The sequence below is a fragment of the Bacteroides mediterraneensis genome (assembly GCF_025993685.1).
In the GTDB taxonomy this organism is placed as follows: domain Bacteria; phylum Bacteroidota; class Bacteroidia; order Bacteroidales; family Bacteroidaceae; genus Phocaeicola; species Phocaeicola mediterraneensis_A.
The window spans coordinates 2,751,462-2,769,210 of the sequence record NZ_DAJPEN010000001.1 but is presented as its reverse complement, the minus strand read 5'-3'; the positions used below and the strand labels follow the sequence as shown (position 1 = coordinate 2,769,210).

General features: G+C 35.1%; 9 protein-coding genes. 7 read left to right on the top strand and 2 right to left on the bottom strand.

Annotated elements, in window-relative coordinates; translation table 11 throughout:
• Nucleotides 1-227: 227 nt before the first annotated feature.
• A complete protein-coding gene (locus OIM59_RS11795) occupies nt 228-1,763 on the bottom strand; it encodes an ATP-binding protein (RefSeq protein WP_303896845.1) in 1,536 nt (511 codons plus the stop codon).
• A 13-nt stretch (nt 1,764-1,776) separates the two neighbouring features.
• On the bottom strand, nt 1,777-3,825 hold the full coding sequence (locus tag OIM59_RS11790; RefSeq protein WP_303896843.1) for a phospholipase D-like domain-containing protein: 2,049 nt from the start codon (nt 3,823-3,825) through the stop codon (nt 1,777-1,779).
• Between the two features lie 962 nt (nt 3,826-4,787).
• On the opposite strand from OIM59_RS11790, the gene OIM59_RS11785 reads away from it, so the two are divergent.
• The 7 genes from OIM59_RS11785 to OIM59_RS11755 all read left to right on the top strand — a co-directional run bounded on the left by OIM59_RS11785 (nt 4,788) and on the right by OIM59_RS11755 (nt 17,716).
• The gene (locus OIM59_RS11785; RefSeq protein ID WP_303896840.1) at nt 4,788-5,600 is read left to right on the top strand and encodes a hypothetical protein; all 813 of its coding nucleotides are present in this window, start codon (nt 4,788-4,790) and stop codon (nt 5,598-5,600) included.
• Nucleotides 5,601-5,827: 227 nt separating this feature from the next.
• On the top strand, nt 5,828-6,568 hold the full coding sequence (locus tag OIM59_RS11780; protein ID WP_303896838.1) for a hypothetical protein: 741 nt from the start codon (nt 5,828-5,830) through the stop codon (nt 6,566-6,568).
• Nucleotides 6,569-6,792: 224 nt separating this feature from the next.
• Nucleotides 6,793-7,077: a helix-turn-helix domain-containing protein gene (locus OIM59_RS11775; protein ID WP_303896836.1), complete on the top strand. Its 285-nt coding sequence runs from the start codon at nt 6,793-6,795 to the stop codon at nt 7,075-7,077.
• Nucleotides 7,078-7,227: 150 nt separating this feature from the next.
• Entirely contained in the window at nt 7,228-8,589 is a 1,362-nt protein-coding gene (locus OIM59_RS11770) for a DUF3945 domain-containing protein (protein WP_303896834.1), read from the top strand.
• An 11-nt stretch (nt 8,590-8,600) separates the two neighbouring features.
• The gene (topB, locus tag OIM59_RS11765) at nt 8,601-10,703 is read left to right on the top strand and encodes a type IA DNA topoisomerase (protein WP_303896832.1); all 2,103 of its coding nucleotides are present in this window, start codon (nt 8,601-8,603) and stop codon (nt 10,701-10,703) included.
• A gap of 12 nt (nt 10,704-10,715) precedes the next feature.
• The gene (locus OIM59_RS11760) at nt 10,716-16,892 is read left to right on the top strand and encodes an N-6 DNA methylase (protein WP_303896830.1); all 6,177 of its coding nucleotides are present in this window, start codon (nt 10,716-10,718) and stop codon (nt 16,890-16,892) included.
• Nucleotides 16,893-17,095: 203 nt separating this feature from the next.
• Nucleotides 17,096-17,716, top strand: a complete 621-nt coding sequence (locus tag OIM59_RS11755; protein WP_303896828.1) for a hypothetical protein — start codon at nt 17,096-17,098, stop codon at nt 17,714-17,716.
• The last annotated feature ends 33 nt before the right edge of the window (nt 17,717-17,749 follow it).

The window sequence follows — 17,749 nt, the reverse complement described above, 5'->3', positions numbered from 1 at the left end:
AAAAATTATCTTTGTAATGTACTATTATTCATTATTCGTTAGCACCAACATTTGAGTAGTCAAGGGACAAAAGAAAGGAGGTGTTAATATGAGAATAAGATGTACATGTCCCTTGAAACCTGTTTCTGTAACTGACTATTATCGTAAGAGATATGGGCGTATTGAATATGTTCATTCTCATTGTCGTAGATGGCCGAGAAGATAAGGTTGTTAGGGTTATAAGGCTGCTATTTATTAGCAGCCTTATAAGTTTCTATGAATGAACGCATTTCATTAATAGAATTATAAAGTTCATCTGGGGTAAAATAAGTATTTAATTTATTTTCTGGATGATGAATCTGGTGTCTAATAATTTCAGTTTTAATTAAATTTTCCTCCTTTATACCTTTAGTCGTTTCTTTCTTATATGGGTATAACTCCTTTCCGTTTTTAAATTCATTCTTCCATCCTTCGAACTCAATATAACCATATAATTCGTTATGATATTCAACAAGAACATCCCCAAATGCGGTAAATGCAATTTCATTTAATGATGGATAAGGTAATTGTGATTCACTTATTTTATTTACAACTTTACCGGATTCTATGTTTTTTACAATTCGTACTTCGTTAAATGCTAATTGCTTTAATATCAGAGAACTGTGAGTTGTTATTATTACTTGTATATCATCTTTTTGTGATAGTTTTTTTAAAGCGTCTATAAGAAGTTTCTGATGATGGGCATGTTGTGCTGTTTCAGGTTCTTCAATTGCATATATTATTCCTGGTGCTTTTGCTTTCTCTTGTTTGTTTTCGGCTTCTGCTCTAAAAAAATTAATAAGAATAAGTCTTTTAACTCCACTTCCTCTTTTATTTATTGGAATATCGTTTTCACCTGTTATAGATACGGATTTAAATACATCAGTCCATTTTAAATCATCTGCTGTTGGTAGAGCTGGATGCAAAGAACTAGCTAATGAAGGATTCATATCACTAATTTTCTTTACAGTTCTATCCGAAACATTTTGTAATTCTTCAATTACGGCATCATATATTTCCTGACATTTAGATCTTATTTTTGTAGATGACATTATTATTTTCACAGCCTCCTTTAGAGGATCTTGTACCTCTTTATCTTTATCGTCATTGCTTCTATCGGCCTGAAATAAGGTATAAATAGGTATATATTGTTTCAATTTATCCCAGATATTTTTTGCATCTTCTTTTGAAACCTCTATTTCTTTCATCCTTAAATCTAAAAAATCAGAATATAAATTACGTATTGCTTTACGCATTTCTGCATTCTTAGTTTTATCACAATCTAAATCTTCAGATAGTTCTTGCAACTCTTTTTGTTTTTTACTTAATAAATCGCAACATTCTTTATGATTGGGATGATAAGCATAAATATATACTTTTGGAGTTTTACTACCATTTGTATATTTTTTTATCACAGTTAAATTTCCTTCATAATTAAGAAGATATTCATCTGACAAGGTTGTTGTATTATTGTCATCAATACATACTTCAGAAGGTAAATTTATAAATTCTACTCCTATAACTATATCAACTTTATCGTTTGCTTCTTTTGCTTCTCTGTTCACATCAGTAGAATCCATAACAACGACACCTTTACTATCATTAAAAAAGATATCCAATGCTTCAAGAATTGTTGATTTTCCAACATCATTTCTACCAACAAAAGCTGTAAAATTATTAAGATCTATAACTTGCCTATCTTTATAACCTCTAAAGTTTTCAATAATAACGGACTTGATATTCATATTTTCTAATTTATTATTTTATATATTTTATACCATTATCAGAATAATCAAATTCTGTAACAATAATAGGTTCTTTGGTTTTTATTATTTTCAATGGGATAATCTTAGGTAGTCCTTTCTCTGGGTAAACAGTTACAGTGAATGGAATTTCCATTTGTGAACTTCTCTTTGTATACAAGTTTACTTTTACGCAATATTTGCCTATAGGAGCAGTCCCATCCCAATATATATTTTCTACGGGCGTTGTTATATATGGAGTACTTACATTTGCATCTATATCTAATCGTCCTATTACATCTTGACACTTATGTTCTTTTTGCCCATAATATATTTCTTGTCCATCAGGATCTATAACATGCAAATCTAAATCATCGATTGTATTCCATTTCAATGTAATTTTTAAACCACCCCTTCCTCCTTTACTTTCAATATTAGATGTTTTATTAATAATTTCGATTTCAGAATTGAGCGTATTTATTTGATTTTCAACGGTGTTTATTTCAGCTTCAGTCTCTTTTTTTTCTTGTTCAATTTGAGTTATTCTCGAATTTAAGTTAGCCTCATTTTCTTCGCTTTGTCTTCTTATCAAATTCCTTTCGTCTTCAGAATTTGCTGAGACTAATTGCGCCTCGACTTGTTTTTGAGATTCTTCCTTCTGTTGGATTATTTTATTTTTTTCTTTATCAATATCAGTGATCTTCTGATTTATCATTGCATGTTGACGATTAAGGGTTTCCAAGGTTTGAGTTCTCTTGGCTATTGCAGACTGTGAAGTATCATAATCGATTTCTGCTATTGAACGTGATGAATTATCAGTGTTGACTCCGAATTCTTTCATTGCAGCTATTACATTTTGGTTATCAGGAGATAATGTTTGTGCATCTATGAGATTTTGTCTTCTATTACCAATGTTTCTCTTAGCTCTAAGGACTAGTTCTTCACTAATATATTGTTTAAATGAACTCCTATCATTTTGTGGTCTATCCGGAACTGTCTCAGGCATCTTATATACCTGATTAAATTGTATTAATAGAGAGTCAAATATAGCAAGAAATGCATCTTTTACTTTAGGTAATTCTTCGATAATTATAACATCCTCCTTATTAATTTCTTCTGCATAGAAGGTCCAATTATATGAACCTGTAATTATTGTATTATCATCAATAATACAGAATTTATAATGAAGCATTTCAGGGTATTCTACAAGATGTAATTTTAGCCCACAATCAATTAACTCGTCAAAGTTAAGACAATATCCTCCATTATTGATCAAATCGTTATTTGTAACAAGAGTTACTTGTATATTTCTATTTAAAGCAGCCTTGATACAATTGAACAAATCAAAATTGGTAAACCAAGCTACAGCTATTTTAACAGAATGTTTAGCTGCGTTGATTTTGGTAATAATATTGTTGGCAATATTTTTAAATAAAGGAATAACTGAACCATTGTAGACCTCAACTTCTTTAATCTCTGGTTCTGGTAAAGAAATACCTAATTTGTCAAGAATTTGTTGACGTTCTGTGGTATCACCAATTTTCCAAAGACTTGTAATAATACTGTTACTTGTATATGAAATTAAATTTTCCTTCCACATTCTTGCACCATATTTTGCGTTGCATTTGCTGAAAAGCTCTTTATATAAAGAAGGGCGGATACGTAATTTCCTATTAGCAAGAATTAATTGTCTTGCTAAATCATACTTGATGTCATTATCAATAGTATCACCAAGTAAATTGTATACAGAATCAAATAATGATGAATTGAAATCTTCATTGTCAGCTGAAAAGTTTATTGATATAGAAAGCGGTTCTTCTTTTGATCTTTCATCTAGAGCTTGCATGTTTGAAGAATAAACAGGTTTCCCATCCATAACCTTTACACATAGTAGAGGTATGTTTTTTCCCTGTTTCATTGCATCAAATAGCTTCGTTTTGTCTTTAAGAAGATCTTTGGACAAAGGAAGGTAACCTTGAGTTTGAGAATATACTTCTTGTACGGTAAATGTACGTTTCTCTTTTGTATAAGAAATTATTTTGCAAATACTTTTATCTCCAATCATTTTTTAATTTTAAATATTATAATTGTTTTAACCTAAAAAAGGTTGACTGTTTTTACGTTAAACCTGAAGTCTGTAGAATTCTTTATTTTATACCTTCAGTTTGTTGCCATAATGTTTCTTTCTATCCTCAGAAAATGATAAAATTAGTAGGATTATTATCTTATCTTTATGCAACACCTTATGTTCCCAAAGATAAGCATTTATTTGACATACTGTTCTTTGGTTGTAGTTTTCCTATTACAATATTTCTATAACTGATTAACTTTTTCTTAATATCTCCAGTCCAAGTTGCAGTCTCCTAATATGTTACCATATTCGTACTCAGGTGAGTGTCTTAGCCTAAAAATGCTTATTGAATATGAGTGCGATTGACAAATCTGCTTTACACACTAAAAACAAGTTCACTATTCAGTTTTACACATTTTGTTTTTTTGGTTTTGTATACTAAATCAATTATAAATAAAATTACTGTAGTGGTTTGTTGTTTGTCTAAATGATTGTTTATTTACGTTTTTTATCCGGTATTGTTGTTATTTGATTTAAATAGGATAGGTTATACATTAAGACTTATGAAGTCTAAAACGACCTCTTATTTCATTAAAATATGCTGGTATTCTAATTAAATACCTAGACGTTTATTCAAAAATGCAGAAAGTGTTTTATTTTGAAGTGAAAATTGGGCTAATTTTACTGTGTTTTAATATGGATTCACCATTAGATAGAGACTTATGTTTTTGTTATTATGCTACTTATTGGGGTTTAATTCTATTTCTATGCTATAGTTATGGGCTGTTTTGTTTTATGTAAACAAAATATAATTTATAAGTCACGGTAAAAATCATAATATTGTGATAAGCCTTGGTTCAAGTGTTGTTTTTTACGATTTTAGAGAGGTGAAAATATCATTTTGACTAAAAGTAATTTATACCTTTGTAAGGTTTTTGACTAAAAAGAATTGTGTTATGGGCAAACAAGAACAAAATATTGATTCAAAGAAAGATAAATGGTGGAATAGGATATCAGAAAATAACAAAGTCTCATTGATTGTACTTGGTATTCTTGTTTTTGAGGTTTTTCTGTTGGTTTTGTTTTGGTGGATTGTGGATTTAATAACATTGAAATATTTTTTGATATATGTGTTCACAAGTTTAATCATATTTTTATTGTGTGATACTAGAGTGCAAAAGTGTAATAAAATAATAAGAAAAATATGGCTTATATTATTGCTCCCAATGGATTTCATTTTTATGGGATATAAATTAATTTTCCCAGCGTTTACAATCTTAATGAGCTATTTGATGGTTACAATTTATTCTTTAGGTTTTCCTTTGGTTATTATAAAAGCTATTGATTATTTGTTTAATTTAAATTTTTCAACGTCCACCATTATTTTTATAACACTAACATTAGGTGCAATTTTATGTGTCCATCGTCCTAATTTCATTCAATGGATAATAAAAAAACAATCGCCACTAAAAGATTGGGGAGAACATAAATACGAACCTATAATGCAGGAACTGGCTCTTTATGTGACTCATAAAAACAATATTAATTTTTTGATTTATACAGCATATTTCGTATTCTTTACAATTTCAGGGTTCATGGAAATACAATATAATGAAGCTTTGATTTCTCAGGACTTAGATAAAGCAGTCTTAAAGGCTTTCCTTGTTTTTGTAGCTTATTCAAATATGGTTGGCAAATCAAAAGAAGTAGAAGTAAAATCTAAACCTTTACTTGATAAGATTATAAAATTGATTACTATTCATGATTAAAAATCATTATTCGCATTGAAGTATAGAGATTAATATTGACATTTTAGTATTTATACAAGTAAAAATTGTATTTTGTTTTGTGGAATAAAAATAATACATTATATTTGCAGCGTAAATTATTAATATATTAAATGTTTGAACATCTCAAAATAGAAAATGTAGCTTCATCCTTACTCGAAGATAGGAATGTATCGTTCATGACCTCATTAGATATAATACAAGAGGTTATGAATGTTCCTATGTGTGCATTGACTTCATTGCTAAGAGCCAATGGATACAGTGATGATGTTGATACTTCAAGCCTTTGTATAGATGAAAAAAGGCTTGATATTTTTGCGGATGCATATATTCGCAAAATGCGTAGCTATTTTTTAAGTTCACTACGTAACATTAGCAAATTGAACTTAAAAGAAATAAATGATTTAGATAGATTCGTCAAACTTTTTAAAAAGAAAGGAGAAATATCAAGTTCATCTTATACTTGGTCTAATATAGACGAGGAAAGTATAAGAGAAACATTCATAAGTACGATAAAGAATAAAACTCCCATAAGGGAATTTCGTGGATATTTGGATATTGATACTTTAGCAAAAAGATGTGTTGTTAAAGAGACTAAAGTAAATTATCTAGATATAAGTTTATGCAACTATAGAGAATATAAAGATAGAACGATACATATTAAGGGTATAAGTGCTGTTACAGTATGTGATTTGTTATATGATTTGTCATATAATGACTGCACATTTTGTAATACAAATCTTAATCTTTTTTCTGAAAAAGAAAATTTGCTTTATAGTATTACTAAAAGTAGATATTGGATTGTGAAAGATTTGTATCGTAAAATAACAATACCTTTAATAGAGCTTATTAAAGATATTGTTAGGACGGCAAGATATTATATCTATTCCTTAGGTACGGATGATGATTATTATAATAATAAAAAGAATAGTATGTTGAGATTAGCGTAGTCGTTTTTTTATTATTGTTATAATTGTCAAAAAAATGAATAAAAAAGATATTATTAAACTTATAATAAAGTCAGATTTAACAAAAGAAGAAAAAGAAATTGTGATTTGCTATATAAATCATAAAACATGTATTGATAGGAATCTTCTGATTTATGCTATATCTAAGCTATTGGAAGTTAGTCCAAAGATATTAGAATTCTTTTCTTCTATTTTTAAATAAAAGTATGAATTTAGGGAACGCAATAAAAACATTGAGAAAAAATAAGAATATTTCTCAGAAAACATTAGCAGATATGTGTGAAATATCAGCTAATGCAATGTGTAATATCGAATCGGGTAAGTCATTTCCTGGTAAGGAAACAGTTAATAAGATATGTGAGGCTTTAAATATACCAGAGTCTTATTTATTGTTATTTAGTTTGTCTGAAGAGGATATACCTGAGAATAAAAGAATATTGTACAGGACATTATGCGAACCTCTAAAAAATGAACTATTGAGAGATCTTTAGTTTCTATAAAGTGTTGGGGCTATGCTTTTTTTTGCATAGTCCCTTAATTTTTTTGCCAATTTTCCCTCATTTTCCCCACTTTTCCCTCACTTGCACCATCCGCATAAGTAAGCTATATATTTGGTGTTCAAACCCATTAAATTTAGAATTATGGATACGAACACCAATGACTACATCCTTGTACTGGAGGATAAGGAATCGAAAAAGTTATCAGTAGTTTCATCAGTTGATGCAGAAGGTAAGGTACAGACAGTTGAGCCACTTGATGTACATTCAGGACAGTTCATGAAATTCAGTGAAAATGACAGTATTTTCAAGAACTTCATGGAGAACTTTACCAGACAGTTTAATGATCCTTCAAGAACCGGACTGTACAGACTGGTTGCAGACAAAGTGGAAAGCTCTGTAATGATTCTCCAGGAAATGCTTCAGCAACCGCAAGAGAATGAAGAACAGCTGAAACTGATGCGTGTGAATCTGGAGGACTATGCTCCAAAAGAACAGCTTGGCCGGGTAAACGAAGAACGTATTGATTGGAATGAGCTTACGGCAATTGGAATCACTCGTGAACAGTTGAAGGCTTCGGGTAATCTTGAAAAGATGCTTGGATGGGGAAAGAGTAATTTGATGCCTATTGCAGTTCCTTTTGGCGATAAGACTATCTATACGGAAGCCAGACTTGCTTTTCGTGAAGATACTGACGCTAATCTTGCACTAGCTATTCATACAATCAGAAAAGAACCACGGTTGGACTTTCCTTTCATGGGTGTTGAGTTTTCAGAGGAAGACAAGAAGATGCTCCGTGAAACGGGTAATCTTGGAAGACTGGCTGACGTTACTCCTAAAAACGGAGAACCGTTTAAGGCTTTCATATCTGTTGATGCACAAACGAACGAGCTGATAGCTTTGAGGGCTGACCGTGTACGTGTCCCTGATGAAATCAAGGGTGTTAAGCTTTCCGAACAACAGAAGGCAGATCTTGCTATGGGTAAGGCTGTTGCTGTGGAGAATATGATTTCCAAAGCAGGTAAGCCTTTCAATGCTCAGATTCAGATTAATGCCGATAAGAAGGGTATCGAATTCAAGTTTGACAATACTCCAAGGCAGAGTGTGACTCTGCATGTAAATCAGGAACAACAGAAAGGTGTTTCAAGGAAAATTTGCGGAGTGGAACTTACAGAAAAACAGCAGGCTGCACTTAATGAAGGACGTACACTCTATATCAAGAATATGGTTGATAAAGCCGGACAGCCTTTCAATGCATACGTTAAGTTTGACAAGGAAGAAAACCGACCGAGGTTTTACAGATGGAATCCGGACAGGAAACAGGAACAGGGTGAAGCGAAAGTTGTTGCTCTAGCTGAAGAAAACAAGACTCAGGTTGCCGTGAATAATGAAGGCAAAACTAATGAGGCAACTAAACATGTAAAAGAACCTCTAAAAAAGGAACAGACAGAGCCTACTGAAAAACAGAAGAAAGAGGTTCAAAAGAAAAAAGGTCGTAAAATCTAATCTGCAGTATTATGGGTATGACTTGTATTATTGCAGAAAAGCCGTCAGTTGCCAGAGAACTGGCGGCTATTGTTGGTGCAGATAGCTGTGAGAACGGATATATGGAAGGAAACAATTATATTGTTACCTGGGCTATAGGTCACCTCGTTACTCTTGCTATGCCACAACAGTATGGTGTGGAGGGATTCAGAAAAGAGGATCTTCCGTTGCTTCCTGAACCGTTCCGTCTAATTGTCCGTCAAATAAGAAAGGACGGAGAGTATATAAATGATCCGGCTGCAGTCAAGCAGCTTGGGATTATCAAGAATTGTTTCAATCGTTCTGAAAAGATTATCGTGGCTACTGATGCCGGTCGTGAGGGTGAACTCATTTTCAGATATATTTATTCCTATCTTAATTCTGACAAGCCTTATGTAAGATTATGGATAAGCAGTCTTACAGATAAGGCTATCAGGGAAGGGCTTTCAAAGCTTCGTCCTGGAAATGAATTTGACAATCTTTATAGTGCAGGTAAGGCACGCAGTGAAGCTGATTGGTTGGTTGGCATAAATGCCAGCCGTGCCTTGTCTATCTCTGCAGGTAAAAACGGATTCTCACTTGGAAGGGTTCAGACTCCTACACTTTCGATTATATGCAGAAGGTATATCGAGAACAAAGAGTTTAAGAGTGTTCCTTATTGGAAACTTGAAGCGATGCTGGATAAAGATGGTATTCTATGGAAAGCTGTATCAGAGACTACTTTCGAGAGAAGGGAAACAGCCCAGTCCGCAGTGAAAGCTATCCTTGCGGATAACATCACCACTGATGGACACGGCTGTCTTTCCGTGTTGAAGGTCGAAAGAAAGGCAGTCCGTACCGAACCACCTCTCTTATACGACCTTACCACCTTGCAGAAAGAAGCAAACAGAAAATACAGCTTTTCAGCGGATACAACGCTGTCACTTGCTCAAAGTCTGTATGAGAAGAAACTTATAACTTACCCGAGAACGGGAAGCAGATATATCGGTGATGATGTGTTTGATGAAATCAGTGGACTGATAGAGTTTTCAAAGGATGGTTTCGGTTTTGAAAATGTTGTTCCTGAGATTCTAAGCCATGAACTGAACAGACGCTCTGTAGATGCTTCAAAAGTAACTGACCATCATGCGCTATTGATTACAGGCAATAAGCCTGAACAGTTGAGTGCCAATGAGGATAAGATTTACCGTATGATAATGGCGAGAATGCTCGAAGCATTTTCTGAAATCTCACAAAAGGATGTATTGTCTGTAACATTGAATGGTGCTGATGTGGATTTTGTTCTGAAAGCGGAAAAGGTAACTTATCCAGGGTGGAAAGCTGTGCTTAATGAAAAAGAAGAGGATGAAGATAAGGAAGTTGAATTTTTGCCTGATTTTAAAGAGGGTGAAAACATTAGAATATCTTCATTGAAAGAGACGGAACATAAGACAAAGGCAAAACCTTTGTTTACTGAAGCAACTCTTCTTTCTGCAATGGAGAATGCAGGAAGAGAAATTGAGGATGGCGAGGTAAGAAAGGCTATGGACGGTTGTGGTATTGGAACTCCGGCTACAAGAGCCAATATTATAGAAACTCTGCTTCTAAGAGAATATATCAGACGTGAGAAAAAAACACTTGTTCCTACTGATAAAGGTATGGCAGTCTATGATATTGTTAAGGATAAGCGAATCGCCAATGCTGAAATGACGGGTATGTGGGAACTTGCCTTGGCAAAGATTGAGAATGGAGAGAATGATGCAGCCAGATTCAACCAGGAAATAAAGGATTATACTGGACAGATATGTACGGAGCTTTTGGAAGCGTCAATTATCTCAAAGGATAATACAGAACTGCTTACTTGTCCGGTTTGCAAGAATAATTCTGTAAAGATTTATCCCAAAGTTGCCAAATGTACTTTTGAGGGTTGTGAGTTCCGAATTTTCAGGGAGGTATGTGGTAAAATACTCACTGATAAGGAAGTGAGAAGCCTTATTACTCAAAGTCATACTCCGACACTGAAAGGGCTTGTTAGCAAAGCTGGCAAGAAGTTTAATGCCGTACTGATATTAAAGGAGGACGGTTCTACGTCATTCGAATTCAAGAACAATAAATAAAATGTATAGCCTATGTCATATAACAAGAAGGTTGTTCTCCGTAACAACATTGAGGCTATACGTACAGTATTGCTTCTTGAAGCGGAAAAAAGGATACCGAGTAAGGAGGAAAGGGAGATTCTTGGCAGATATAATGGATTTGGCGGATTGAAGTGTGTCCTGAATCCGGCAAGTACGTTGGCTGACCGTTCCAGATGGGCTAAATCGGAACTTGAACTTTTTCCTATGGTTCAGGAGTTACAACAGGTAATCAAGGAAGGTGCTGCAAATCCGGTACAGGCTAAACTGCTCATGGATAGTATCAAATCAAGTGTGCTTACTTCTTTCTATACTGATACAAGGGTAACTGATACCATAGCATCAAGTTTTGCCGATAACGGTATCAAGTTTGAAACTTTTTTGGATCCTTCGGTCGGTATGGGTTCTTTTATCAACTCATTCGGGAAAAATGCAAAGGAAAGATTCTGTTTTGAAAAGGATCTGCTCACGGGAATAATAATGAAAGCTTTGAACAGTACCGGAAAGGTCTTTCTGCACAATCGTGGTTTTGAGGAAATATCACCTGAGCTGATGAATCATTTCGACTGTATTTCCAGTAATATTCCTTTTGGCAATTATGTGGTATATGACCGTGCATATTCCAAATCAAAGGAGGAAGCAAAAGTCTTGTCAACTCGTGCCATTCATAACTATTTCTTTGTAAAAGGTCTTGATACTCTTCGGGAAGGTGGAATACTTGCTTTTATTACTTCACAGGGTTTGTTGGATTCACCCTCCAACAAACCTATTAGGGAGTATCTGATGAATAATTCAAGTCTTGTTTCTGCTATCCGTTTGCCAGAAAATTTATTTACAGAAAATGCTGGGACGGAGGTTGGCAGTGACTTGATTGTTTTGCAGAAAAATACGGGTAAAGGTATTGTTTCCGAACAGGAACGCTTGTTTATAGAAACGGTTGATGTTCCCGATCCTGATAATCCTGATAAGGTATTGTTTACTCATAATGCCATGTTTGCAACGGAAAGCATGGAGAATTGTGTGGCTACATCAAGAAAACTTTCGACTAATCCTTATGGCAAGAAATGTATGGTATATAACCATGAAAGTGGAATTGAAGGTATATGTAGTGACTTGAAATTAAAGCTGGACAGGGATATATCAAATGAGTTGTCAAAAGGACTGTTCTATGGAGATGATGACTATGTGGAGAAACTTCAAGGTGAAATGGAAACTAAACAGGCTTTTACCTATATGCCGAAGGAAGTTGCTGATAAGATTCCTGCACTGTATGAAACGGATGGTGGACTGATTGGTGATAAGGTAGCTTATATAAGATATTTTATGCCATTTGGTGCATATACTTGTTATGTGCTTGAAGCGGATAGGAAAACAGGAGATTTGTTTACACTGACTACAATGGGCTATGGATGGGAACTTGGATATGCTTCTCTTCATGAGATTGAGGAAGTTGAAGTAAGAGGTGTAAGGATAGAACGTGATATTCATTTTGAACCGGCTAAGCTTCATGAAATCCAGGAGTTGAAAGAATATGTAGGCAACCGTTATACTCCTGAAGTGGTGGATGCTGTAGCAGAAGAGATAAAAGAGCCTGTTCAACTTTCTGTTAAGGCTATAGGCGATGCTTTGAAAGCTTATGAGTCTATGGCTAAGATTGATAGTAATACAGAGGCTATTCTTCAGGAAGCTGCCAAACACGGATATATTACTATTTTGTCCGGTTCTCAGGCTCACTGGCTTGATGAAGGTCTTGAACGGGCATGTAGAGAACTGGAGGGAATGAGTTTGCGGGAATGGAGGAAGGAGAATATGGATCCTTCCGTTTATGGCTATATGTATAAGAAAGAGATTGAGGAAGAGGAACGTCAGAAGAGTACGGAAGTAGAAAAAGCTCCTGAAGGTGTGCCGGTTCTTACTCTGTTTGATCTGTATGAAAGTGCAAGAACAGATATAGAGTCTCCACGTGAAATGGACGGTCAGACTGTGTACTTTGATGACGAGCATCATCCCATTTCTGTTATGGTAGAGGATGAAGATTATAATCTTCCGGATAAGGCTATACAGGCATGGGCTGAAGAAGTGGAACGGTTCAATCAGGAAATAAAGGCTTCTACTCCTAAAGTTACTCCGGCTCCATCTGAAAAGAAACGTACTGGTAAACAGCAAACGACCAAACAGAAAGTCGGACAAATCAAAGGTAACAACCGATCAGGCAGAACAAAGAAAATTCAGACTAACAACGTGCAGCTTGACTTGTTTTCTGAATTGCTTATAGATGATGGAAAACGTAACATTATACCACCAAAAGTAGAGTCGAAACCGATAATAGATACTACTCCACGACCTTATAATACAATGATGTCTTCGCATCTGAAGGACGGTTCTATAGTAAGGCAAGGTACACAGCTTGGATTTCTGTCGAATACTTCCTTTGGTAATCCAACTTTCAATCCGCTTGATCTTCCAATCGGTCAATTGACAAAATTAGGCAAGTACATTGATTTAAGGGATTGCTATCATCGTTTGTATGACAACGAGAGTGAAACAAGGACGGAAGACAAGGAGGAACGCAGTAAACTGAACCGGCTTTATGATGATTTTGTAGGTTTCTATGGCTTTCTGAATACAAAAAAGAATTTGGATGTGCTGAAAATGGATCCTGGTTCTACTGAGATACTTTTTCTTGAACGTTCACGTGAAGGACAGTTTATAAAAGCTGATATTTTCGACCATCCTGTTTCGTTTCAAGTGAATGAAGTCAAGACTGTTACGACTTCACTTGAAGGACTTGCTGCTTCTTTGAACAAGTACGGTGATGTGAATTTGCCTTATATATGTTCGCTTTTGCCTGATAAGGAGGAAGATGAGATAATTTCTGATTTGGACGGACGAATCTATTATAATCCTCTTGAAGGAGGTTATGAGATTGCAGACAGATTCATATCCGGCAATGTAGTGGAAAAGGCAGAGCAGGTGGAATGGTGGCTAGAGAATCATCCTGGCAATGAAGAGGCAAAAAAGAGTCTTGAAGCATTGAAGGCTGCTGTACCTACGCCAATATCTTTCGGAGAGCTTGATTTTAATTTCGGTGAAAGATGGATTCCTGCAAAGGTATATGAAAAGTTTGCGTGTGAGTTTTTTGAAACAGACGTAAGTGTGCGCTTTGCAGCAAGTGCAGATGAATATTCTGTAAAGTGCAGTAGTAAAAACGGTAATATTAATCATAAGTATGCCGTCAAGGGCGAGTTCAAGACTTATGACGGTATAAACCTGATGAAACATGCTTTGCATAATACGATACCGGACATAACAAAAAGCAAGACTGTTGTTGATTTTAATGGTAATGAAACTGAAATTAAGGTAAGGGATGGTGCAGCCATTCAGTTGGCCAATACAAAGATTGAAGAAATCCGGAATGGGTTTACAGATTGGCTACAGTCGCAGCCGGATGGATTCAAGAACAAGTTGGCAGAAAAATACAACAGGTTGTTTAACTGTTTTGTACGTCCTAATTATGATGGAAGTCATCAGGAGTTTCCGCAGCTTGATTTGAAAGGTTTGGGCTTTCCTGATTTGTATAAGAGTCAGAAAGATGCTATCTGGATGCTGAAGGTGAATAATGGTGGTATATGCGACCATCAGGTGGGAGCCGGAAAGACTGTTATCATGTGTTGTGCTGCATACGAGATGAAACGTCTTGGTATTGTAAACAAGCCTATGATTATCGGATTGAAGGCAATTGTGTTTGATATTGCAAATACTTTCAGAAAGGCTTATCCCAATGCCAGAGTATTATATCCCGGTAAGAATGATTTTACACCACAGAACAGGCAGCGTATCTTTAATGACATAAAAAACAATGACTGGGATTGTATTATCCTTACGCATGAACAGTTTGGAATGATACCTCAGTCTTTGGATATTCAGCAGGCAATTCTTCAGAAGGAACTTGACAGTGTGGAAGAAAACCTGCAGGTTCTTATCGAGCAGGGTAAGGAGGTTTCACGTGCCATGCTGAAAGGTGTGGAGAAGAGAAAGATGAATCTTGAAGCTAAATTGAAAAGTATTGCAGACGATATAGCTTCAAGAAAGGATGATGTGGTGGATTTCAAACGAATGGGTATAGATCATCTGTTTGTAGATGAAAGCCATAAATTTAAAAATCTGATGTTCAACACACGTCATGACCGTGTAGCCGGACTTGGAAACTCCAATGGAAGTTTGAGGGCACTTAATATGCTGTTTGCTATCCGTACCATTCAGGAGAGGACTGGAAAAGATCTTGGTGCTACTTTCCTAAGTGGTACAACTATCAGCAATTCGCTTACGGAACTTTATCTGCTGTTCAAATATCTAAGGCCTCAGGCACTTGAAAAGCAGAATATAAACAGTTTTGATGCTTGGGCAGCTGTGTTTGCGAAGAAGACTACTGACTATGAGTTTTCTGTAACTAATGAAATTGTGCAGAAGGAACGATTCCGTCACTTTATCAAAGTTCCGGAACTGGCTGCTTTCTATGCTGAAATCTGCGACTATCGTACAGCGAAGGATATAGGTATAGACCGTCCGGAGAAGAATGAGATTCTTCATAATATTCCACCTACACCAGTTCAGGAGGAATTTATAAAAAAACTGGTGGAGTTTGCCCGTACAGGTGATGCTACTTTGTTGGGCAGAGAACCATTGTCACAAAAAGAAGAAAATGCAAAGATGCTTATTGCAACCGACTATGCACGAAAGATGTCACTTGATATGCGAATGATAGATCCGTCATACGAGGATCATGTGGACAATAAAGCCTCACACTGTGCTAAAATGATTTCAGAATATTACAAGAAATTTGATTTTGTAAAGGGTACACAGTTCGTATTTTCCGATCTTGGTACATATAAGCCTGGAGAATGGAGTGTATATTCTGAAATCAAACGTAAACTGGTAGAAGATTATGGTATCCCTTCCTCGGAGGTTCGTTTTATTCAGGAATGTAAGACTGAACAGGCTAAAAAAGCAATGATAGAGGGAATGAATAAAGGAACTATCAGAGTGCTATTCGGCTCAACAGAAATGTTGGGTACTGGAGTTAACGCACAGGAACGTGCTGTTGCGGTGCATCATCTTGACACGCCCTGGGTTCCTTCTGCTTTAGAGCAACGTGATGGCCGTGCTGTTCGTAAAGGCAACTGGGTAGCCAAACAACATGCTGACAATAAAGTTGATGTGATTGTATATGCTGTAGAGAAGTCCCTTGATTCATATAAATTCAATCTGTTACATAACAAGCAATTGTTTATCAATCAGCTAAAGACTAACAGCTTGGGTAAAAGAACCATTGATGAAGGAGGAATGGATGAACAGAATGGACTTAACTTCAGTGAATATGTGGCTATTCTTTCTGGCAACACGGATTTGTTGGAGAAAGCCAAGTTGGAAAAGAAGATTACGGCGCTTGAAAGTGAACGTAAGAGCTTTGCAAAGGAACGTGATGAAGCAAGATTCCGTTTGAATACGATTGACAAATCTATTGACTTTCATACAAGGCAGGCTAATGAAGCTAAAGCAGATATGGAGCAGTTCAACCGTCTTGCACGTAAGGATAGTGACGGTAATTTGCTTAATGACTTAAAATTGAATGGAATTGAAAACCAGGATATCAAAGTACTTGCTGCAAAGCTCCAGGAGATTTCTAATAAGGCCAGAACTAATGGTGAATATCAGCAGATCGGTGAGATTTATGGTTTTCATGTGGTCGTAAAGAGTGAAGCATCCCAAAAGGATATGTTCGATTTTGTGGATAACCGTTTTATGGTTAAGGGTATGGGAAACATATACTATACGCATAATAACGGTCATTTGGCAAATGATCCCAAATTGGCTTGCACGAACTTTCTGTCTGCTTTGGAGAAAATCCCCAAAGTAATAGAAAACCATGAGCGTGAACTTGAAAAAGTAAAACGTGACGTTGAGACTTATAAAGCCATAGCTTCAGGTGAATGGAAAAAGGAAGGTGAGCTGAGAAAACTTAAATCTGAACTTTCTGAGCTGGATCGCAAAATCAGTCTTACTATTAATAAGAATAAAGAAGAAGATAATAATGTTGGTTTAAATGTAGAAACTTCTAATCGAAAACAACAAAAAGTAATAAATGAAAAAGCAAAGATAAAAATGACGTAGCTATATAAAGAAATTTGATAATCTCATAAAGCTAATTCTATAATCAAACACAGAAAATACAATTATCTTAAAAAAATATATAGTGAAATATACAATATCCGTCTAAAATTATATATCTTTGTGGCTAAAGTAACCTCTGCTGCAACAGAGGTTCTTTCAGAAAATCTGGTGGTTCAGATTTTAAAATCTTAAATTCAAAATTTATGGTAAATATAGCAATAAATGAGTTTCCGAGAAAAAGGAAACGTATAATAAATAAAAAAGAATGTGAATATGACCTTAAAGAGGTTCTGCCGCCTCTTTTTGAAGCATATTATGAAGCTTTAAAGATGTATAATAAAGAGGTGGCTCAGACGCCACCAAGTGCAAGACCTAGAGCATTTGAAGCCAACTTACTATTAGCAAAACTAATCCAGTGTGTTCAAAATCATTTCGGTTCAGATTTGAAACGTGGTAAATATGGAAGATTAATGCTTACTGTAAATGGTTATATTATCTTTTTCAAGAAGTTGGATAAGAATGATATGCCTATGAATATAAGAACTGTTTTAAGTGATTCCATAGAGAATCAGTTACAGGGTTCACTTTTTGAGGATGATTATGATGGAACTTCTCCTATACTATTTTTTGGTTATAAAAAAGATAGTTTGGGACTATTTGTTCAACCAAAGCTTGTTTATATTGATGAAGGAAAAGTCTGTTGGGAAATAAATGAAAACAATCTTAATTCTTTGTCTAAAGCAACCAAAACTATTCATCCTTTGTTGCCAACTGCTGAAGTGGGTATTAAAGAGAATGTGAAGATAAAGAAGAATGTAAATTAGTAACAAATATAATCTGAACCACCATTTTCTTAT